Consider the following 22,056-nt stretch of genomic DNA (forward strand, 5'->3'; position numbering starts at 1 on the left):
TTATGGGCAAATTTGCCTTAGAAAAGTTAATAATTCAACTACCTAATGGTTTAACTATTAATAATGTTGAAATTCAAGATAAAAACGGTACAAAAATTAATACTCAAGCAAATATTACTGAAAATAAAGCAGTAGTAAATTTTGCTGACGCTATTAAACCTAATACCAGAATATATGTAAGTTTAAGAGGAGTTCAAACCAATGGAAAACCTCATACTTGGCAATACAGATTATCTGGCAATTTTGTCGGAATTGATCAATAAATACCTCTTGGTTTATCTCAAGGAAGAACTTATTATTAATAAATAAATATAAACTTATCAAGGGAATAAAAAAGGGGAATTTAATCCCCTTAGATAAAGATTTATTCCGAAATACTCGATTTTACTCCTTTAATGATTTTGATGATTTTCGTATTTTTCTTCTTTATCTTCATAATTATAAAAATAAAACATCAAGGAATAATGATAATAAATCAGTATAGTTTTTAAAACGAAATTCTAGGAAAAATAATTTTTAATTTTTTGGTTGAGGTTGTTGATTATTATAATGATTGTCTTGATTTTCACCCATTTGATGATGATTATTCATCATCTCCTGATTTTCACATTTTTGATCATTTTCACCCCTCATTATCTCATGATTTGCATGATTTTCACTGCTCATCATTTGATGATTATTTCCCATCATCTCATGATTTTTATGATTCATACATTCTTCTTGATTTTCTATAGTTTCTTTTTGAGTTTCTGGGGTTTGACTAAATGCTAAATTAGGTTGTAATGCTAAATTTAATCCTACACCGCTAACTAATAGAAAAAGTAGTGATATTCTATGTACATTTTTCATGGTTTTATCTCTCTTTACTTTGTCTTAATAACTCTATCTTAACAATCAATTATGAAAAGAGAATGAAATGGCTTTTTGACTATTTTTGAAGATTAAATATCAATAATTATCATTAAGATAAGCTAGGGTAAAATTTAATAATTTTTATGACTATTAAATACTTTAATTTGCTGATTATTAAAAGCAACGACATCAAAAGGTTGTTTTATTTTATCAGATTCCATACCGGGGCTACCAATAGGCATTCCTGCAACAGCTAAACCCTTTAGATTAGTAGGTTTTTGCCTTAGAAAACGTTTAATATCATCGGCGGGAATATGCCCTTCCATGACATAACCGTTAATAATGGCAGTATGACAAGATTCTAACTGTGGCGGTAAATTGTTTTTCCGTTTAATCGCCTCCATGTCATCGGTTTTAATGTCTGTCACCTCGAAGCCGTGTTTTTTCATGTGAGAAATCCATTGCCCACAACAACCACAAGAAGGGCTATTATATACGGTAATTTTCTTATTGCCTTCATAGTTAACCGTTGCTTTATCCCAAACACTTACTGTTATTGACTTATTTTCATGATTTTCATGGGTTTCATGGGCATAACTTGGGCTATTAGAAGCTATAGCAATGCTACTGATAATGGTAATAAGTGCAATACCTGTTAATGATTGAATGACTTTCGTTTTTAGCATAGTTGTTTCTCCCATTTTTATTTTTTCTGACTCCATTTTGCCCTAAAAAGATGAAATCAGGATGAAATGACTTTTTGATGATAATTAACTATGATTTTTCGATAATTTTGGGAAGATAAATTATAAAAGTACTGCCTTCATTTTCTCTACTTTCTACTGCTATTTTACCATGATGATTAAGCACGATCGATCTTACAATAGATAATCCTAAACCTGAGCCTCCTTTGTCTCGATTTCGAGCTTTATTTATTCGATAAAAACGGTTAAAAATTAATTTTTGTTCTGTGTTATTAATCCCAATACCAGTATCAATAACTTTAATAATAACTTCTTGTTTATCGGTTTCTAAAAATATAATTACTTGACCATTTTTCTGATTATTTTCTATAGCATTTATGGTCAAATTAGTCAATAATCTGTAAATTTGTTCTTCATTTCCAAAGATAAATATATCATTATTGGTTTTAATTTCTTGACGGAGATTGACGTTATTTTCTAAGGCTAAACAAGATAATTCTTCTACTAAGTCATTAATTAAATCTAATAAATTAATTTTTGTTTTTGAGATTTGATAATTATTTTCTAAAACAGAATCGAGACGAGTTAATATTAATAAATCCTTAACTAAATTAATCAATCTTTCATTTTGACGATGAATAATTTTTAAGGTTTCTTGACTATCTTGTAAAGTTAAATTATTTAAAATCACACTATCAATAGTTGCTTTTATTGCTGACAAAGGAGTGCGTAATTCATGGGCAACATCGGAGCTAAATTGTTGCATTTCTTGATAAGATTTATATACAGGTTGTATCGCTTTTTCGGCTAAATACCAACTAGCAATTATCACTAAAATAATTAGTAAAGGTAAGCCTAATAATAACAATAACTTGATATTACCAACATATCGATCGAACTCCTCTAAACTCCTACCTATTTGTATAGCAGTCAGTTATGAGTTGTGAAAATTATCTTATCATCAAAGGCAAGAGGCAAAAGGCAAAAGGCAAGATTAGTCGTATCTTCGATATTTTTTCTAATAATTTATTTCTCACAAATGATTCCTGATTGCTATAAATAACCCCATTCTTGATTATCTTTTGTATGCAAAAGTAAAGTAATTTGACGATAATTAATATTTTGATTGTCTTGAATTGTTTTAAATTCTTCAGAGGGATAATTAAGAGATAAATTATCAATTTTTATTCCTGCATTACCTAGTAAGTTACCCGATAAATCATAAAATTTGAGATAGTATTTTCCTTGCTGAATAAGTCTTGTTATATATCGATTTTCATGATATTGATTATCACACTTCTCATCTATTAAGCACAAATCTGATATAATTTCTCTAACGGTTTTTTCTAGTTTATTCGGTTTAATTAATAAAGGTTCAAGGGTGTCATGAAAAGTACCCGCTACCGTTTTTAATTCTTGATTAATTGTGATATAATGAGCGTGTTCGATCGCTTCGTAAACCCCTAATGCACCTAAGCTAATAATACCTGAAAAAATACTAGCATACCAACAAGTTAGAGATATTTTAGTTTGATTAAATAGTCTATTTTTTGACACAAGTTAGTAAATTGAATCTAATGAGTAATTTGGCGCAAAGGAAGTAAACTGTATGAAAAACAAAATAAAATATACTGATGAGAATTTGGAATTTGGTGAAATTATGGAAGATTTTTTACCTCCACCAGAAAAATTAACTTTAAAGGAAATAAAAGTTCAAATACCAGTAGAATTAACAGAAACCAATTTATCTTTTTTAAAAGAAAAAGCCGATAAAAATAATATGTCTTATCAAAATTTAATTGAGTTAATTATCAATGAATATATTAAACAAAATGCGGGAAATTTTACATAACTTTTGAGTATTATTATTTTTAACTTGGTGATTTAAAACCAATAATTCGGCAACAATTACTCTAAGTTTTTGGATTAAAATATCAATATTTTCCGCTTCGGTAACTAATCCTAAAATATCATTACTTGTTGCAATCCAGACTTGAGCTTCATAATCCCAAAAAGCATCTATAATATATTTTTCCATAATATTTTAAACTGCTAATTATTTCTTAGATTTTATCATTTATTTATTCAATTTTAAACGATAACCTAAACCATAAACCGTTTCAATTAAGTCACCATAACCATATTGACTAAGTTTCTTTCTTAACAGACGAATTTGAGCCGCTACCACATTACTAATAGTATCAGAACCAATTTCCCATAATTGATCTAAAAGTTGATCTCTTGTTAAAATTTGTTGAGGATGACGCATAAAAAATTCTAGCAAATGAAACTCTTTATTTGTTAAAGGAATTATTTCATTTTTTCCTATTTTTAATTCTACTTGAATTGTATTAGTTTGATAGTCTAAAATTAAATTTTTTACTATTAACTGTGATGGTTTAATCTCTTGATTTCTTCTTAATAATGCCCTAATTCTCGCAAATAATTCTAACATTTCAAAGGGTTTAATTAAATAGTCATCAGCACCTGCATCTAATCCTTGAATTTTATCCCCCATAGTATCTTTTGCCGTTAACATTAATACAGGTAAAGAATTATTTTGTTGCCTAATTATTCTTAATAATTCAATACCTGATAATTCTGGTAATAACCAATCAAAAACACCCACATTGTAGCTAATATTTGGATTTTCTAGTAAATATAAGCCTTCTTGTCCTGATGTTATCCAATCTACCACATAATTTTGTCCTAAAAGCGATCGTTTAATGGCAATACCTAAATCTTCTTCATCTTCTATTAACAATATTCGCATAATTTTATCTTAGCAATGACCAATTATAATATTTATTAAATTAACCTCAAATTTTATTTTATTATTCGATCGTATTGGAGACATCAATCAAAACCTGTGACTTATTCTTATTTACTTTTTACTGAAGTTCTGAAAAATTCTATAGATTATGAATTTTTAAATTAATTAAAATAGCTTACAATTTATAATTCCCCCTTTATAAAGGGGGGTTAGGGGGATCATGTAGGTATATTTATTATTACAAATAACCTAATACCTCTTTATTTGTTCATAGCAAACTTTTTATCGTTCACTTTTTTCCCATTATTAATTCCTAATTTGTAATTCCTCATTAACTATTATGTCTGACTGGAAAGTAATTGAAGGGGGCTTAACCGCTCCTAAAGGCTTTAAATCTTCTGGTATTACCGCAGGGCTTAAACCTTCCAAAGCACCCGATTTAGCCCTTATTTATTCGGAAACCGATGCGATCGCAGCAGGGGTATTCACTACGTCTGAGGTTCGTGCCGCCTGTGTCGATTATTGTCGTCAAAAATTGCAAACAAAATCTAGTGCTAGAGCCATTATTTGTAATGCTGGTCAAGCTAATGCCGCTACAGGGGAGCTAGGTTTACAGGATGCCCTAGATACAGCGGAGGCTTTGGCTAAAGAGTTAAACATTGACGCTGATTCTATTCTTTTAGCCTCTACGGGGGTGATTGGGCAGAGAATCAAAATGGATATATTAAAAAATGCAATCCCTCAATTAGTGGCGGAATTATCAGAAAATGGGGGAGAAGCCACCGCAAAAGCCATTATTACTACAGATTTAGTCACTAAATCGATCGCACTGGAAACGATTATAGACGATCGACCCGTGCGCATTGGTGGTATTTCTAAGGGTTCAGGTATGATTCACCCCAATATGGCGACGATGTTGGGCTTTATTACCTGTGATGCGGCAGTTTCTACTCAGCTGTGGCAACAGATGTTAAAACGTGCCTGTGATAAGAGTTTTAATCAAATTACCGTTGACGGTGATACCAGTACTAATGATAGTTTAATCGCCCTTGCCAATGGACAATCTCGCACTCCTGCCATTACTAGCCTTGATGAAAATGGTCAAAAATTAGAGGCAATGTTAACGGAAGTTTGTCAACATTTAGCTAAAGCCATCGCTCGTGATGGTGAAGGTGCAACCTGTTTGGTAGAAGTTGAAGTTACAGGAGCAACGGATGAAGCCTCTGCCCGTCAAATTGCTAAAACCATTGTGGGTTCATCTTTAGTGAAATCTGCTATCTTCGGGCGTGATCCGAATTGGGGGCGTATTGCCGCCGCCGCAGGTAGAGCAGGAGTACAATTTAATCAAGATGATTTAATGATCAAGTTGGGAGATTTCTTGTTAATGGAAAGAGGGCAACCCTTGCCGTTCGATCGAGTCGCCGCCAGTAACTACCTTAAACAAGCCGCCGCAGGAGAATACTTAAAAAGTGATACTGTAGCTATTTCTGTATCCGTTGGTAACGGTTCAGGTTCAGGTAAAGCATGGGGTTGCGATCTCAGTTACGATTATGTCAAAATCAACGCTGAATACACCACTTAAAGAATCACCTCAGTGAACCATAAGAAAAGTTGAAAACAATTCTTCCTACTATCTCCTCTATCCTGTCTCCTATCTCCTGATTTCATCGAAAATTTTATGATTCACTCAGGTTATAATAAATGTACTATAAAATCAGAGAAAAATATGATAGCTCTTACCTCAAATCCTCCGATTTATATTCCCACCCAAGACGATTTACCCTACGATGACAACGAAAATATGGAAACTTCACGCCATAAACATCAAATGGACTTACTGCTAGAAACTATTTACCCTTGGCTAGAAAAACGTCAAAATGGTTATGCTGGGGGTAATATGTTTGTTTATTTTAGCCTGTCTCAAGTAAAAAATCAAGATTACAAAGGACCTGATTTTTTCTGTGTTTTAGACGTAGATCAAAAAGAACGTAAAAGTTGGGTGGTGTGGGAAGAAGGAAAAGCCCCTGATTTAGTCATCGAATTACTATCCGACAGCACCGCTTCCCATGATAAAAATGAAAAAAAAATCATTTATCAAAATAAAATGCGTGTACCAGAATACTTTTGGTATGATCCCTTTAACTCTGATGATTGGGCTGGTTTTTCTCTCCTCAATGGAGTCTATCAACCATTAAAACTTGATGACGACAACCGCTATATTAGTAAACAACTACAACTAGCCTTAGTGCGTTGGCAAGGGGTTTATCGTGGCATTGATGCTACTTGGTTGCGTTGGCAAACTTTAGAAGGAGAGTTATTACCTACGGATAAAGAAGTTAGTGATATGGAAAAACAAAAGGCTGAAGTTGAAAAGCAAAGGGCTGATAATGCTCTGTTGGAAATCGCTAGATTAAAAGAATTATTAAAAAATTCTGGCATAGAAATTGAAAATTAAAAATGTGATTTAATCCTTCATTTTTCATTGCTAACAGCTACTTTAAGGGAATCGTAAAACTAAAGGTTGAACCTTTTCCGACTTCGGACGCAACCCAAATTTTACCTCCATTTTTTTCGATAAATTCTTGACATAATAATAATCCTAATCCTGTACCTGTTTCGCCATCAGTACCCTCTTTACTACAACAAGATTCAATTTTAAATAGTTTTTCTATCTGTTGCGGTGTCATGCCGATTCCCGTATCAATAACGTCAACTTGAGCAAAGTCTTTATATTTACGGATTTTGATCTCAATTTGCCCCCCTTGAGGTGTAAACTTAATGGCGTTAGAAATCAAATTTTGCATAGTTGAAAATAACATATTCTGATCGCTATAAACTTCAGGACAACAATCGGTATCTAATTTTAATTCGATCGATTTTTGTTTAGCTGTATCAATTAAAATTCCGAAAATATTTTTACTTAAATGACAAACATCAATCGCTATGGGTTTACACTTCATTTTACCCGTTTCTAGCATTGACCATTGTAAAAGATTTTTCAGCAATTTCAAATTTTGCTCTCCCGAAATATAAATATCAGAGGCTAATTCTTCTATTTGTTCTACAGAAAGACTGTTAACATTATCTTTGAGAATTTCTGTAAAACCTAAAAGGGTGTTAAAAGGTGCTTTTAAATCATGGGCAATAATTGAGAAAAATTTATCCTTACTAGCGTTTAACTCTTTTAATTCTTGGGAATATTTCTGCAATTTTTTAAAGGCTATTCTTAATTCTAATTGACTAATAATTTGTTTCGCTAAAATTCTTAAAGCGTTTAATTGTTGAGGAGTTAATTTTCTCGGTTGAGTATCAATGGCACAAAGAGTGCCTAAAGCATAGCCATCTGGAGTGACTAAGGGCGCACCTGCATAAAAACGGATGTGGGGAGGATTAGCAGTTACAAGAGGATTATCAAAAAATCGATCGTCTTTGGAAGCATCTTCCACTAATAAAATATCATCTTCGAGAATAGCATGGGCGCAAAAAGCTAAATCTCTAGGGGTTTCTCTAGGGGAAATGCCGATTTGAGATTTAAACCATTGTCGGTGACTATCGATTAAACTAATAAGAGCGATGGGTGTACCACAAATTGATGAGGCTAGTTGAGTAATTTCATCGTAGGCTTGTTCAAATTCCGTATCCAAAATATCATATCTCATCAACGCTTCAATTCGCTCTTTTTCGTTTTCAGGCAATGGGGCGACTTTCATTGATAATTTAATCCTTTATTATTTACAACCTAATTAAGTCTTTTACTTATTATACAAGAGAATAAGGGTTAAAACCCTTACTAAAAAAGAACTTAATTATTGTCTTCCATGAGTTTCTCTATTTCTTCTGGGGACATTTTTTCTAATTGTTTGGCAAAAAAAGCGTCATCATAATCTTTAACTTGTTTGTGATAAGTCATATTGTTAGTAAAAACTCGAAATAAATAGGTTAATACCCAACCCATTAAGCCTAAGACTAATAATCCTTGACTCCAAATACCTGCTTGAGTAGCATCAAATCCGATCGATTGAAAGACATAATAAATAACACCGCCAAGGAAAAATATTCCCAAGGCGATTAAAATAGCATCAATTCTTCTCATATAACTTCTATTTACCTAAAAAAATTCTTTTATCTGCTTGTCTTCCTTTTTTGTTAACTAATTTGACGACGACGAGGGCGAAAATTAAGAAAAGGGCTTAATAGTAACATTCCGGGAAAGGAAAAGAAAACCATAAAATACATAAATCCCCGTTCAAATGAACTAGCTACATACCATCTCTGATTCAAATAAAAATATACTCCAGCAGGAAGTATCAATAAATACAAGCCACTGAGACTTAAATATAAAATCCCCGTGATGATGGTTTCTAAGTCGATATTTTCTATGTTTAATAAGTTTTCCATAATGGCAAAGGTGATCACAACTTAATTCTTTATCTCTAGGTTACTATAAATCAGGTCTTGGTTTAGAGATTTATTTTGAGATGGTTTATTTTGTTGCCAAACTACTAATCCTATTACGAGAATTATTGAGCTTATGATGATGATTAATGTGGATTTTGATAGGGGTAAATCGATGGAATTTAATGGTTGTTTTGTCTTGGTTTTATCTAAGGTTAATTTTCCTTGGGGTTTAGGTAAATCTGAGATAATTTCCTGTAGATATGCCCATGTTAGTTTCCCTTCGTAATCTTCTGGTGTTTTTGATTCGATCGAACACTGTAAAAGTGCGATCGTAATGTTGTCATGACCATTTTTTTGTAAGCCCATTTTCAATATTTTTTGGGCGCTTTCTTCTACATCAACTTCTTTATTAATAATTGGTAATACTTCAGATTTCCAATACTGTTCTACCCTTTCAAAATCTGACAGACCATCAGAACACAATAAAAATATACTATCTTCATCTAAGACAAATCGCCGTATATGTACTTTTAATTTTCGGGAGGATTCCATGCCTAATGCTTGTAATAATGCTCCTGTTTGGGGATTATTAATAAGTTGTCGATAAAATCCGTAGCCTAAGCGCACTTCCCTTGTGGCTAAATCATCATCGACAGTGACTTGATGACAACTATCTTGAGTAATCCAATAAATGCGAGAATCCCCTACATAGGCAAAATATGCTTCATGGGCGATCGCCATTGCCATTACTACAGTAGTACCCATGCGTTCTCGATCTTTGCGTCTTTCTTTATTATTAATATTAGTAATCGTATCATTAGCTTTAGAAATAGCTTTGAGAATTTTTTTAGAGTCAATTAAAGGAGTCCAATGTTTATTATTTAAGGTTTCTTTAAGAGTTTTTTTATAATCTTGTTCTAACTCTTTTTGCATAATTTCGATAGCTAAATGAGAAGCTATTTCTCCTTTTTCTTGTCCCCCTAAACCATCACAAACGATGGTTAAAGTATCAATACCTGAGTTAGTTTCTTTGAGAGAATTAATGGAAGGATAGCAAGAATCTTCGTTATTTTTTCTCTTTTTACCCGCATCAGTGACGGTAATTAACTTAAATTTTCTTTGATAATAATTATTGCCTAAAATATATAAAATTTGGTCTAAAATCTCTAAAAGTTTCGTAGGTTCTTCTAATAAATTTTCTTGTAAAGATAAGATAATTTTTCCCATTACTTCTTGAATTAAAGGATTAAATTTAGTTATCCAATGTTCCCATAAATTACCTAAATCTTTGAAGCTAGGACTTGATTCATTATCCCTGATTAATTCTTGTAATTTAATAATTCCGCCCCCGACTCGAATGTTATTAGGATGAAATAAACTAGATAATACTTTTTGTTTGGCTAAGGGTGTCCAGAGTAAAATTATTTGCCATAACCAACTTACTTGTCTTAAAGAAGATGCTTCAAATAAACTAAGCTCGATCGAGGGATATAATTCAGGATGGATTAAATGTCCTTTTTCATCGAGGGGGATGCTTTCATATTCTAGTAACCACTGTTGAAAACTATCATCAAGAAATCCGTATATTTGAGGTACATGGAGACGATGAGAAAATAATTTTAAATAGGGTATGATATTTTCGGGTACACTATCAGAAAAAAGAGGCGGTAAATTGGGTTTTGTATCGATGACAATATGAGATTCCCACAGCAAAAATCGATCGTTGATTAACTCTCCCACCTCATAATCTTTCTCTGAATTTCCCCCAATTCTTAAATAGCGTTTAACAATAGGAGTTTGACATTTACTACAAAAAGTATCATCTAAAAGATTTGTGGTTTGGCATTTTTTATTAACACATTGGATTTTTGCGATCGAATTACTCATAATAAGAAGCCGCCTCATAGTCTTCTGATGAGGGAAGGTATTAGGTATTAGGTGTTAGGTGTTAGGTTAAAGAACCGAAAATCAAGGCTTTTCTAGTATAATTAATTTTACTAATGTTTAAAGCTATTTTTTCCCATGTTTGATTCTATCTTCTAACTAATAATTTTATATCGAAGTGAGGTTATTATTTCATTTTAAATTCTCAATTCTCAATTCTCAATTCTCAATTCTTTTTCGTGTAATTTTTGCCATAGTTGTTCATAAATTTCTGAGGGGATGTCTGTTTTTAATGCCCTAGGTAAGCGCTTTTTTTTCTGGGCTAAATTCAGACATTGAGCTTGAGGACAAAGGTAAGCCGATCGACCCATGCCCTCATCTAAGGTAATATTATGATCGGGATAATTTTTGACAATACGCCAGAATAACGATCGATCTCCAATGAGATGACAACTAATACAACGACGATAATTTTTGTGTTTAGGGCAGGGCTGTTTCATTTTCAAATTTTTAGTTTGGATAGAGTAATGAGTAAGGCAATACTGTTCGATTAGTCTCTCAAGTTATTTTGTCTGCCCCCTTTCCGATACTGGGGACTTTTATCAAGTTTAACTCCCCCAAATTTACCTCAGTTCGACAGAAGAAAAATGGTGAAGACGAGACAGGTGGACAAGTGGACAAGAAGAAAAATTTTCAATATTTGTACATTTTTGAGAGAATTTTATTGATTCACAAGAAATATAATCCCCCTGTCTGCCTGTCTGCCTGTCTTCCAAGTCAGTTCTCACCAATAATTTTATAGTTCACTCAGGTAAATTTGGGGGCTGGAGGGCTTAACCGAACAGTATTGAGGAGTAAGGAGTTTTGATAATTATTTAAAATCTGTAAGTAAAAAATCCCCCTAATTCCCTAATACCCTAACACCCCAACATTTTTACCAAGTTACTTTGAAACAGTCCTAATGTTTAAGGGGATTCTTCATCAAAATATTGAGATTTGCGTTTGATGTCGATTTTCCAACCAGTCAAACGGGCGGCTAATCTGACGTTTTGTCCTTCTTTACCAATGGCTAAACTTAAATGGTTATCAGGTACAACTACCACCGACTGCCTTTCTTCGGGGTTAATCAGTTTCACTAAATCGATTTGAGCTGGACTTAAAGCATTGGCGATGTAAGTAGCAGGATCAGGAGACCAACGAATTACATCTATTTTTTCTCCTTTCAACTCGTTCACTACCGCTTGAATACGAGAGCCTCTAGCTCCAATACAAGAACCTACAGGATCAACATCTCTTTCGAGGGTATCCACAGCGATTTTAGTTCGGGCGGAAATATTCGGGTTGGTGGGATTAGCTTCCCTTGCGATGGCAATAATTCTCACTACCCCTTCTTCTAATTCGGGTACTTCATTGGCAAAAAGATAAACCACTAAACCAGCATCAGCACGGGATACCAGTAATTGAGGACCTCTTTGAGAACCTTCCCGCACTTTTTTAAGATAAACTTTAAAAGAGGCATTAGCGCGATAATTGTCGCTACTAATTTGTTCATGGAAAGGTAATTCGGCTTCCACTTCGGGGCGATTGGCGTTACTTTTGAGAGTCATAATTACGGATTTACCCTCAAAACGAAGCACTTTCGCCGTTAGCACTTCCCCTTCTAACTCTTTGAACTCCGCTTGAATCATCGATCGTTGTTGATCTCTGAGCTTTTGTTGTAATACTTGCTTGGTTTGAATCGCTGCCATGCGTCCGAAGTCTTTTTGTTCGGGGGTAACATCCACTAAAACCTCGTTTTCCAGTTCAACGTCTTCATTAAATTCTCTCACATCCGCTAAGGGAATTTGATGATCGGTATCTTCAACGTTTTCTGTTACCATTTTTAAAGCTAAAACTCTAAATCCTTCTTCTTCTATATCCAATTCCAAGCGGAAATTATCGAAATAGTCTTCGGGGAAGGGTTCGGGATGTTTCGATCGACGAAAACGCTCATATCCTTTAAATAATGCCTCTCTCAAGGCTTCTTGCACAGAAGTTCGGGGTAAATTATGACTTTGACTGATTTCTTCAATCAACATTTTTAAACCGGGTAATTTAACGATACTCATAGTAATTAATAATAATAGTTGATAGTTGAAGAAGGGACAGGAAAACAGGAAGACAGGAAGACAGGAAGACAGGAAGACAGGAAGACAGGAAGACAGGAAGACAGGAAGACAGGAAGACAGGAAGACAGGAAGACAGGAAGACAGGAAGACAGGAAGACAGGAAGACAGGAAGAAAAAATTACTGGGTTTTCAATTAATTCTTAGAACCTGTTTTAAAAGTTTCTGATCCCCCTAAATCCCCCTTAACAAGGGGGACTTTGTCTAATATTTCCCCCTTTTTCAAGGGGGCAAGGGGGATCAAGTATCAAAATTAAGACTTTTCAAACATTTTCTTAATTCTTAATTCTTAATTCTTAATTCTTAATTCTTAATTCTTAATTATTCTCCTTTGTTTTCTAATTTGACTCGTGTAACAATCTCCCTAGGAATTGCTACCATTTTGCCTTTACAGTTGATGTATATTGCTTTTTCGTCTCTCCCCTGAAGATTTCCTTCCCATTGAGTACGTTTTTTATACTCGATATTAGTTTCTACCATGACAGGAAAACCTTTGAAACTAATAAATTCTCGATCGCTCGTCAAGTTTTCACCGATACCCGGACTAGAAATTTCCAAAACATAAGCGGAAGGAATAATGTTATTTGCATCGAGGGTTTTTTCTAACAAACGACTCATTTTTTCGCAGTTATCCAGACTGGTATCCCCTGATAGATTGCGAATGTCCACCCTTAACACGGGAGGATTATGATTAGACAGAAAAACCAGATTGACGATTTCTAGGTTCAAATCTTGGGCTATGGGTTGGGCAATTTCTGTAATATTGGGAATCAGGGGATGAGTCATATAATAAAAGTTCGATCGATAAACAATAAACAGCAATAAAAAAAGCGGGTTATACCCACTCCTCACAAGGTATTTTTTGAGTTCACCCCAAGATTTTACCTTTTCGTAATTTTCACAAAGACATCTTTAAGTTGACTTCAAAATCTGACTTTAAACCTTTATTTCTAGGCTTCGTCAAAGTCTCAATTTTTAACTTAAGGTAAAGAAAATCAACTGTAGAGTTTTGCTTCAATAATAATTATAACATGAAATTTAAGAACTTAAGAAATAATGTTGGGTTTCATTCTTCAACCCAACCTACGATCGTACGATCGAATTAATGATTTTTTGTTCTAAACTTAACAGAATCAGCATGGGAAGCTAAACCTTCTGCTGTCGCTAAATCAATGATGGCTTTAGATACTTTTTGCAATGCTACAGGGCTATATTCAATCAAACTAGAATATTTCATAAAGGTTTCTACTCCTAAAGCAGAGGCATAACGAGCTGCTCCTGAAGTGGGTAGAGTATGATTTGGTCCTGCAAGGTAGTCTCCCACGGCTTCGGGGGTGGAATTACCGAGAAAAATTGCTCCTGCATGGCGAATATGTTCCACTAATTCCCAAGGAGACTCTACTTCTAATTCTAAGTGTTCGGGAGCAAATAGGTTAGATAGCTCGGCGGCTTCGGTGAGATTTTCTGTTAAGATAATCACTCCATAATGGGCGATCGATTTTTCGGTTAGGATACGACGAGGATGATCTTCTAATAATCTTGTTACTTCCGTTTGCACTTTTTCTGCTAATACACCACAATCCGTAATTAAAATGGAAGCCGCCATGGGATCATGTTCCGCTTGGGCGAGTAAGTCAACGGCTACATGGGTAGCATTTGCATTTCCATCGGCTATAATTAATACTTCACTAGGTCCTGCTAAGGAATCAATGCCCACAGTACCATAAACTTCTTTCTTGGCTAGGGTAACATAAATATTGCCCGGTCCTGTAATGACATCTACTTTAGGGATAGTTTCTGTACCGTAGGCTAAAGCGGCTACGGCTTGAGCGCCCCCGACTCGATAAATTTCTGTTACCCCTGCCTCACTGGCGGCGACTAATACCGCAGGATTGATTTTTCCATCTTGGCTAGGGGGTGTCACCATGGCAATTCTGGGTACTTGTGCCACTTTCGCTGGTATAGCATTCATTAAAACTGTACTAGGATAAGATGCTCTGCCACCGGGTACATATAAACCAGCTCGATCGACGGGGGTGTAGCGTCTTCCTAAGACAACATTATCATCTTCAAATTTTACCCATGATTTTGGCACTCGTTGACGATGGAAAGCCTCGATTTTTTTACCTGCTAATTGGATCGCTTTAAGTAATTCTGGCGAAATTTGTTGATAAGCTGCATCAATTTCTGAGCCACTTACCTTGAGATTTTCTTTCGTGATGGTTTGTCCATCAAATTTTTCTGTATATTCCAATAAGGCTTCATCTCCTCGTTTTCTTACCGTGGCGATGATTTCCTTCACAATGGCGGATTGTGTCTCTATTTGTTCATTGTGAGTGCGATCGCTAATGCGCTGCAACTCTTGTCGGGCTGTAACGGAATCTGTTATTATTCGCAACATCGAGATCCTATGAAACTAAATAAATCTTAACTATTGTTTTTATGATAACAGTTTTATTCGTCAACGATGGGATTATTGAGAATTGAGAATTGAGAATTGAGAATTGAGAATTGAGAATTGAGAATTGAGAATTGAGAATTGAGAATTAATAAAAAAGTTCATTACCTATTGCCTATTACCTAATTCCTTTAAACTCGATCGCACTTTGAAGAATCTTGAGATAGAATGTTAAATCATGTCATTTTAGAGTCCATTTCATGTTTAATCGTATCTTTCGATCTACAAAACGCTGGATTAGTAATAGTTCTCAAAATGCCTTAGAAGAAGCATATCAAAAGGCTTTAGCTATCAAAAAAATTGAGGAAGAACATTTTAATAGTCAAAAAATTGATCCTAAAAATTGTAACTATGGCGATCGAGTTTACGAATATTTTGAACAAGAATTAAAATCAAATTTACAAATAATTAACCTAAAAATAAATCAATTTAAAACAAGTAAATCAGTACATCATTTCTTAGATAACAGTTTAAAAAATAATAAAAATCTGCAAGAAATTGATTACCAAAAAGATATTATTTTAGAAAGATTAAAAGTTATTGATGAAATTATCAACAAATATAATGGTAATTATTACGATACATCATTAAAAATAGTTAAACCAGAAAAATCTCAACAAAAATCTACACCAATAACCAAGAAAAATAGTTCAGAAAATAATCTTGAACCCAGTATCGAAACCGTCTCAGATAAAACCAGTGTTTTACCCCGTTCATTTTTACGAACCTTAGACAGAATCAAGCAAGAAATTGATCCCAAATCAGCAGATATAGAACAGAATGTGATCAATAAATTTAGAAAATCTAGGTATAAAACAGCGATTTCTGTTAAATTTTTATTACTATTAATCATAGTACCTTTATTAGTTCATAACTTGAGTAAAATTACCCTTGGAAAAATATTTGTTGATCCTTATTTTACCAAAAATGAGCAAATAATTTTTATTAATCAAGATTTAGAAGAAGAAGCATTAATAGAATTAAAAACTTTTGAAGAACATCTTAATCTTAAAAGTTTAATGGGTTTAAGTCCTAATTTATCATCTGAAGAAAAAGAAGATAAAATGAAAGAAAAAGCAAAGGAAATAGCTGATAATTATCGTAATGAAAGTTCTAATGCTGTGAAAAATATTTTTGCTGATTTACTCTCTTTTAGTGCTTTTGTGATTATTCTGGTGTTGAGTAAAAGAGAAATAGCGATTTTAAAATCATTTATTGATGAAACCGTTTACGGTTTAAGTGATTCTGCTAAAGCATTTCTCATCATTCTGTTTACTGATATGTTTGTGGGATTCCACTCTCCCCATGGTTGGGAAGTTATTTTAGAAAGTGTTGCACGACATTTTGGTTTACCAGAAAATCGAGATTTTAACTTCTTATTTATTGCCACTTTTCCCGTTATTTTAGATACTGTCTTAAAGTATTGGATTTTTCGTTACCTCAATCGTATTTCTCCTTCTGCTGTTGCTACTTATAAAAACATGAATGAATCTTAAAAAGTTTGTAGTGATGGCTTTAGCCATTAGACTTGTCCAATAATTAACAAAATAAGGGTTAAAACCCTTACTACAAACTAATAATAAATCAATGATTCAGTCTAACTCAGGTATCCTCTAGGGGTGATTAATAAATCATGATAACGTTTTGTAGTGCTATTGCCGATGATAACCGTTGTTAACATATCGATCGAATGGGTTAACATCATCTCTAGGGTGGTAATCACAATATTTTCATCATCCCTTGTGACAGAACGAGCTATAGCTACAGGAGTATTTGGATTGCGGTATTGAAGGAAAATTTCTTGAGTTTTGACAATTTGTTGAGTACGGGTGTTCGATCGAGGATTGTAAATAGCTGTGATAAAATCAGCACTAGCGGCGGCGATAAGACGTTTTTCGATGACATCCCAAGGGGTTAACAAGTCGCTTAAACTTATAGCACAAAAGTCGTGCATCAGAGGTGAACCAATTTTGGCGGCGACACTCTGCATGGCTGTTATGCCAGAAAATACTTGTAAAGGTGGTTGTTTTGTATCCCAGTTTTGATTTGCCAAAAGTTCTAAAACAAGCCCTGCCATGCCGTAAATACCGCAATCTCCCGAAGAAATTACCGCTACCTTTAAGCCCCATTTTGCTAGTTCGATCGCCCTTTGCGCCCGTTGTCTTTCTTGGGTAATAGGAGAAGATTCGATGATTTGTTCAGGACGTAGTAAACTTTTAATTAAATCAATATATAAGCTATAACCAATAATTATATCCGCTTCCTTGAGGGCGGTTTTGGCGGTGGAGGTGAGATATTCTATATTTCCGGGTCCTGTACCAATGAGGTATAATTTACCCTGATTCGGATTATATTCTAAGTTCGATCGAGCAATGGCAACTGTTACCGCACCTTTTTTTCCTAAGGAGCGAATAATTTGTTTAGGTACGACTAAATAAGGTGATTTGAGTTGATTTTCTGACAAATTAGGCAATAAACCTGCTTTTAATGCCGATGCTTCCGCTACGCTAGGTGTACCAACTTCATTCTCTACAATACTAGAAGGATTGGGTACAGATACGGAGTTTAATTCTTCGGACGTAAAGATTTGTAACGGTAAATTCCATTTTTTGGCTAAGGCTAAAATACCGATTTCATCATTTTTAAGATCGATCGTAGCTAAAGAGGCGATGGCTTTTTGTTCCAAATTATACTTATTTAAGACATCCGTAACAGCAGATTCAATCAAAGATGGAGAGGTATCCCTTTCGCAACCGATACCCACCCATAACAAACGGGGATGCCAACTAATACAAGGAATATCAACTTTTGGGGTTTTTTCGACACCAATATAAACCATTCCTTTGATGTCTTTTATCTCTATTTTTAAGGAATTTTCATTATTTTCTGGGGTTGTTTTGACTAAGGAAGATTCAGGGGTATCAAAAATAAACGATTGATGAGAGGGTAAGCGATTTTGCCACCATTTTAAACCTGAATTTTGTTGAATTAAAATAGGTTTATTTCTAGCAATATTTATGCTAACTTCTGTCCAATTTCCTTCTCCTTTTTGCCAACCAAATATATGCCCAAAGGTGTCGATCGATGGTAAATTAAGAGAAGAAGAAGCACTGGTAATAATAGGTTTTGCTTCTAATTCATTGGCTAATAATTCTGTCAATTTATCGGCATTGCCTTGATGTCCTCCTGTTAAACTAATAACATAATTTAACGATCGATCTATTACTATGATAGCAGGATCAGTATTTTTATCTGTCAATAAAGGAGTGATTAAACGCACCACTGCCCCCATAGCTAAAGTAAAAATAATTGCTTTTGATTCATGCCAAATATTGACTAAATGTTCCCCTAAAGCTCGATCGTAATATTTAACTAAATTATCATCAAAAATATCAATATTTTTTAAACTATTAGGCAACCATAAAATTCCTTGAGTAATTTTGACTAAAGGTAATAGTTGGAGAGCATTTTCTTCCGTAACGGTAATAAAATTAAGTGGTTGATAATCAGCAAAAATAATAGACATAAAATAATAATTAATAATTAAGAATTAATAATTAACAATTAACCATTATTTTGACTCTCTTACTTTTAAATTTATTTTGTCATAAACTGTAGAAAAGCCAGATTTAATAATGGGCTTGTTAATCAGCAAAAATAGAAAACCCATTATCTTAGGATACTATCTTTTCAAGTATAAATCTAACACAGCTCCTCTTTAAAATCGAATTATATAATCTTCTGAAAATTATACCTGAAACCTTCCCTTATCAAACATTTTTGCATCGACTGAGGTAACTGAGGTTTAAACAATTAATCATTATTCATTTCTAACTTATCATAACTGCTATAGAAAATTAATTTTTATTATAAAAAACAAATTTATAATAGTTTTGTAAGGTATTTTGCGAGGTAAGATTTTTTCGATTTAGCAATTTTTTCTGGTGTGCCAACTGCCACTAATTCTCCTCCTTTGTCGCCTCCTTCTAAGCCTAAATCGATAATCCAATCGGCACATTTTATCACATCTAAATTATGCTCGATAACCACGATCGAATTGCCTTTATCTGCCAATTTTTGCAAAACATTTAATAAGTGATGCACGTCATAAAAAGATAATCCTGTAGTTGGTTCATCAATTAAGTATATGGTTTTCCCTGTGGCACGGCGAGACAATTCCGTAGCCAGTTTCACCCGTTGCGCTTCTCCCCCTGATAAAGTGGGCGCAGACTGCCCTAATTTAATGTAGGTTAAGCCAACATCGAGAAGGGTTTGGAGGCGATTCACCGCACGAGGGATATTTTCAAAAACTTGTAAGGCTTCCTCTACCGTCATATTGAGGACATCGGCGATCGAATATCCCTTATACTTAACTTGGAGAGTTTCACGGTTATACCTTGCACCCTTGCAGATGTCACATTGTACATAGACATCAGGTAAGAAATTCATGGAAATCACATTGACACCTTGACCGCTACAGGCTTCACATCTTCCCCCCTTGACGTTAAAAGAGAATCTACCGGCTTTATAGCCTCTGGCTTTGGCTTCGATGGTTTCTGTGAATAACTCCCGAATCACGTCAAAAACGCCTGTATAAGTGGCAGGATTCGATCGAGGAGTGCGCCCGATGGGGGATTGATCAATTACAATGACTTTATCTACCGCTTCTATGCCTTCCAATGCGTCTAAATCTTTGGGGAAGGGTACATTACGGCTAAGATGATGTTGAAGGGAAGGATATAATAACTCGTTAATGAGGGTGGATTTACCGCTACCAGATACCCCCGTGACACAGACAAACTTGCCTAGAGGTATCTCGACATCGATATTTTTTAGGTTGTTGCGGTGACAATTTTTGAGGGTTAAAAATTTGCCGTTGCCTTCCCTTCTGTTTTCTGGTATCTCGATTTTGAGTCGCCCTGATAGATAAGCGCCTGTTAAAGATTTTTCATTGTTGAGGAGAGTTTGCAAGTCACCCTGACAAACAATTTCGCCACCGTGTACCCCTGCTTTTACGCCTATATCCACAATATGATCAGCAAACTTGATCGTATCCTCATCATGTTCTACAATAATTAAAGTATTGTCGAGTTCTCGTAATTTTTTTAAGGTTTCTAAAAGTCGATCGTTATCTCGTTGATGTAAACCAATACTAGGCTCATCTAAAACATACAACACCCCTGTTAAACCTGAGCCAATTTGAGTAGCTAATCTAATTCTTTGGGCTTCTCCTCCCGATAGTGTCATAGCGGTTCGATCGAGGGTAAGATAGTCTAAGCCTACATTCATGAGGAATTGTAATCGATCGTTGATTTCTCGTAAAGCCAATTCGCCGATTTGGGCTTGTTTAGGAGTTAATTGAATATTCTGAATGCGGTTAACACATTCACCGATAGAGATGCTAGTTAAATCATAGATAGAATACTGCCCCAACTTGACGGATAAGGCTTCGGGTTTCAGACGTTTACCGTGACAAACTTCACAGACTTGATACTCTAAATATTGCTCTAATTTTTGCTTGATAACATCAGAATTGCTTTCTTGATAGGTTTTATCTAACATGGGAATAACCCCACGATAATAACCGTATTGGATATTTTGAATTTCCTTGTCACCGTAAAGGATAATATGCTGTTGTTGAGGGGTAAGACTTTCCCAAGAATCAGTAAGTTTAAATTTATACTCCTTGCTGACGTATTCAAGGAGAGAGAGATAATAGGGGTTATCTTTTTCTGCCCAAGGTGCGATGGCATTAATTACTTTGGCTGTGGGATCAGGTATGATTAAATGGGGAGAAAACTGCCTTAAACTACCCAACCCGTGACAAGACTCACAAGCGCCATAGGGAGAGTTAAAGGAAAAAAGACGGGGGGATAATTCTTCCATCACCGCCCCATGAGTAGGACAAGCAAACTTCTCAGAGAATACGAGATCCCCCCTACCCCCCTTACTAAGGGGGGATAAAGAGGGGTTTTGCTTACTAAGAGAAGAATCGACTCCCCTCTCCTGTGATAAAGAGGATGAGGCTTTTCCTTCCCCCTTTTTTAAGGGGGACTGAGGGGGATCATTTTCCTCTATAATTTCTACAATAGCGATACCATCAGCAATTTTGAGACAAGTAGAGAGGGAGTCAGCTAACCTTTCTTGAAGATTTGGTTTAACGATGAGTCGATCGACCAAAACACTGATATTATGATGTTGTTGGGGTTTAAGTTCGATATTGTCGGCTAACTCTCGAATTTCCTCGTTAATTTTGACTCTGACGAAGCCTTGAGAGCGTAAACTAGATAATAGTTGATGATGATTGCCTTTTTTACCTCTAACAACGGGCGCTAATAAATGTATCTTGGTTTTTTCGGGTAAGGATAAAATTCGATCGATCATCTCATCGATGGTCTGAGGGGTGATAGAATGATCACAGATGGGACAATGGGGATTTCCTGCTCTACCATAGAGTAATCGTAAATAATCGTAAATTTCTGTAACAGTACCTACCGTCGATCGAGGATTATGGGAAGTGGACTTTTGATCGATCGAAATAGCAGGGGATAAACCCTCTATACTATCAACATCAGGCTTATCTAATTGTCCCAAAAACTGTCGTGCGTAAGCACTTAATGATTCAACATAACGCCTTTGCCCTTCAGCGAAAATAGTATCAAAGGCGAGGGAGGATTTACCACTACCCGAAACTCCCGTAAAGACAATTAACTTATTACGAGGTAAGTCTAAATCGATATTTTTTAAATTATGTTGCCTAGCGCCACGAATACGAATCATTTTGAAAATTTACTATACACAAACTTATCTAAGTTTGACATA

Annotated in this window: 22 protein-coding genes; 6 read left to right on the forward strand and 16 right to left on the reverse strand. The window is 34.7% G+C overall.

The genetic code is table 11. The features are described 5' to 3' along the window. Window positions 1-2 precede the first annotated feature (2 nt). Window positions 3-263: a hypothetical protein gene (locus SYN6308_RS05625; protein WP_017293461.1), complete on the forward strand. Its 261-nt coding sequence runs from the start codon at window positions 3-5 to the stop codon at window positions 261-263. A gap of 253 nt (window positions 264-516) precedes the next feature. On the opposite strand, the gene SYN6308_RS05630 is transcribed toward SYN6308_RS05625, so the two are convergent. The 4 genes from SYN6308_RS05630 to SYN6308_RS21845 all read right to left on the reverse strand — a co-directional run bounded on the left by SYN6308_RS05630 (window position 517) and on the right by SYN6308_RS21845 (window position 3,113). Then, entirely contained in the window at window positions 517-849 is a 333-nt protein-coding gene (locus tag SYN6308_RS05630) for a hypothetical protein (RefSeq protein ID WP_017293462.1), read from the reverse strand. A gap of 134 nt (window positions 850-983) precedes the next feature. After that, a complete protein-coding gene (locus tag SYN6308_RS05635) occupies window positions 984-1,538 on the reverse strand; it encodes a DUF411 domain-containing protein (RefSeq protein WP_040467062.1) in 555 nt (184 codons plus the stop codon). Window positions 1,539-1,626: 88 nt separating this feature from the next. After that, on the reverse strand, window positions 1,627-2,424 hold the full coding sequence (locus tag SYN6308_RS21840; protein ID WP_237741263.1) for a sensor histidine kinase: 798 nt from the start codon (window positions 2,422-2,424) through the stop codon (window positions 1,627-1,629). Between the two features lie 185 nt (window positions 2,425-2,609). After that, complete coding sequence (locus SYN6308_RS21845; protein ID WP_040467065.1) at window positions 2,610-3,113, reverse strand: hypothetical protein; 504 nt, start codon at window positions 3,111-3,113, stop codon at window positions 2,610-2,612. Between the two features lie 52 nt (window positions 3,114-3,165). Between SYN6308_RS21845 and SYN6308_RS05645 the strand changes: the two genes are divergently transcribed. Then, on the forward strand, window positions 3,166-3,408 hold the full coding sequence (locus SYN6308_RS05645) for a hypothetical protein (RefSeq protein WP_017293464.1): 243 nt from the start codon (window positions 3,166-3,168) through the stop codon (window positions 3,406-3,408). Here SYN6308_RS05645 and SYN6308_RS05650 read toward each other — a convergent pair. Then, the gene (locus SYN6308_RS05650) at window positions 3,361-3,594 is read right to left on the reverse strand and encodes a DUF1902 domain-containing protein (RefSeq protein WP_017293465.1); all 234 of its coding nucleotides are present in this window, start codon (window positions 3,592-3,594) and stop codon (window positions 3,361-3,363) included. The genes SYN6308_RS05645 and SYN6308_RS05650 overlap by 48 nt on opposite strands. A 39-nt stretch (window positions 3,595-3,633) precedes the next feature. Next, window positions 3,634-4,329 carry a two-component system response regulator RppA gene (gene rppA / locus SYN6308_RS05655; protein WP_017293466.1) on the reverse strand — a complete coding sequence of 232 codons (696 nt, stop codon included), beginning with the start codon at window positions 4,327-4,329 and terminating at the stop codon, window positions 3,634-3,636. A 340-nt stretch (window positions 4,330-4,669) separates the two neighbouring features. Here rppA and argJ point away from each other — a divergent pair, with 340 nt between their 5' ends. Together argJ and SYN6308_RS05665 are read left to right on the forward strand one after the other, a co-directional pair. Beyond that, window positions 4,670-5,911: a bifunctional ornithine acetyltransferase/N-acetylglutamate synthase gene (gene argJ, locus SYN6308_RS05660; protein ID WP_017293467.1), complete on the forward strand. Its 1,242-nt coding sequence runs from the start codon at window positions 4,670-4,672 to the stop codon at window positions 5,909-5,911. Window positions 5,912-6,055: 144 nt separating this feature from the next. Then, window positions 6,056-6,784, forward strand: coding sequence for a Uma2 family endonuclease (locus SYN6308_RS05665; RefSeq protein WP_144051403.1), 729 nt, complete (start codon window positions 6,056-6,058; stop codon window positions 6,782-6,784). Window positions 6,785-6,821: 37 nt separating this feature from the next. On the opposite strand, the gene SYN6308_RS05670 is transcribed toward SYN6308_RS05665, so the two are convergent. From SYN6308_RS05670 to nusA, 6 genes are all read right to left on the reverse strand, one after another. Beyond that, window positions 6,822-8,039, reverse strand: a complete 1,218-nt coding sequence (locus tag SYN6308_RS05670; protein WP_017293469.1) for a GAF domain-containing sensor histidine kinase — start codon at window positions 8,037-8,039, stop codon at window positions 6,822-6,824. Window positions 8,040-8,131: 92 nt separating this feature from the next. Further along, the gene (locus tag SYN6308_RS05675) at window positions 8,132-8,422 is read right to left on the reverse strand and encodes a DUF3007 family protein (RefSeq protein WP_017293470.1); all 291 of its coding nucleotides are present in this window, start codon (window positions 8,420-8,422) and stop codon (window positions 8,132-8,134) included. Window positions 8,423-8,475: 53 nt separating this feature from the next. Further along, complete coding sequence (gene ndhL, locus SYN6308_RS05680; RefSeq protein ID WP_017293471.1) at window positions 8,476-8,727, reverse strand: NAD(P)H-quinone oxidoreductase subunit L; 252 nt, start codon at window positions 8,725-8,727, stop codon at window positions 8,476-8,478. Window positions 8,728-8,748: 21 nt separating this feature from the next. Continuing rightward, the gene (locus SYN6308_RS05685; RefSeq protein WP_017293472.1) at window positions 8,749-10,614 is read right to left on the reverse strand and encodes a PP2C family protein-serine/threonine phosphatase; all 1,866 of its coding nucleotides are present in this window, start codon (window positions 10,612-10,614) and stop codon (window positions 8,749-8,751) included. A 209-nt stretch (window positions 10,615-10,823) separates the two neighbouring features. Next, window positions 10,824-11,111, reverse strand: a complete 288-nt coding sequence (locus SYN6308_RS05690; RefSeq protein ID WP_017293473.1) for a YlxR family protein — start codon at window positions 11,109-11,111, stop codon at window positions 10,824-10,826. Window positions 11,112-11,576: 465 nt separating this feature from the next. Beyond that, the gene (gene nusA, locus SYN6308_RS05695; RefSeq protein WP_017293474.1) at window positions 11,577-12,719 is read right to left on the reverse strand and encodes a transcription termination factor NusA; all 1,143 of its coding nucleotides are present in this window, start codon (window positions 12,717-12,719) and stop codon (window positions 11,577-11,579) included. An 18-nt stretch (window positions 12,720-12,737) separates the two neighbouring features. On the opposite strand from nusA, the gene SYN6308_RS21850 reads away from it, so the two are divergent. Further along, window positions 12,738-12,923: a hypothetical protein gene (locus SYN6308_RS21850; RefSeq protein ID WP_017293475.1), complete on the forward strand. Its 186-nt coding sequence runs from the start codon at window positions 12,738-12,740 to the stop codon at window positions 12,921-12,923. 174 nt (window positions 12,924-13,097) lie between these two features. Here SYN6308_RS21850 and rimP read toward each other — a convergent pair whose 3' ends face one another. Both rimP and hisD read right to left on the reverse strand, forming a co-directional pair. After that, window positions 13,098-13,562 (reverse strand): ribosome maturation factor RimP, encoded by a 465-nt coding sequence (gene rimP, locus SYN6308_RS05710; RefSeq protein WP_017293477.1) that lies wholly within the window; start codon window positions 13,560-13,562, stop codon window positions 13,098-13,100. 316 nt (window positions 13,563-13,878) lie between these two features. Beyond that, window positions 13,879-15,177 carry a histidinol dehydrogenase gene (gene hisD / locus SYN6308_RS05715; RefSeq protein WP_017293478.1) on the reverse strand — a complete coding sequence of 433 codons (1,299 nt, stop codon included), beginning with the start codon at window positions 15,175-15,177 and terminating at the stop codon, window positions 13,879-13,881. A gap of 257 nt (window positions 15,178-15,434) precedes the next feature. On the opposite strand from hisD, the gene SYN6308_RS05720 reads away from it, so the two are divergent. Continuing rightward, on the forward strand, window positions 15,435-16,730 hold the full coding sequence (locus SYN6308_RS05720) for a proton extrusion protein PcxA (protein ID WP_017293479.1): 1,296 nt from the start codon (window positions 15,435-15,437) through the stop codon (window positions 16,728-16,730). A 101-nt stretch (window positions 16,731-16,831) separates the two neighbouring features. Here the strand turns inward: SYN6308_RS05720 and cobJ are convergent, their stop codons facing one another. Continuing rightward, window positions 16,832-18,760, reverse strand: a complete 1,929-nt coding sequence (gene cobJ, locus SYN6308_RS21855; protein ID WP_017293480.1) for a precorrin-3B C(17)-methyltransferase — start codon at window positions 18,758-18,760, stop codon at window positions 16,832-16,834. Window positions 18,761-19,116: 356 nt separating this feature from the next. Continuing rightward, the gene (gene uvrA / locus SYN6308_RS05730; RefSeq protein WP_017293481.1) at window positions 19,117-22,014 is read right to left on the reverse strand and encodes an excinuclease ABC subunit UvrA; all 2,898 of its coding nucleotides are present in this window, start codon (window positions 22,012-22,014) and stop codon (window positions 19,117-19,119) included. Window positions 22,015-22,056 lie beyond the last annotated feature (42 nt).

The organism is Geminocystis herdmanii PCC 6308, assembly GCF_000332235.1.
Classification (GTDB): domain Bacteria; phylum Cyanobacteriota; class Cyanobacteriia; order Cyanobacteriales; family Cyanobacteriaceae; genus Geminocystis; species Geminocystis herdmanii.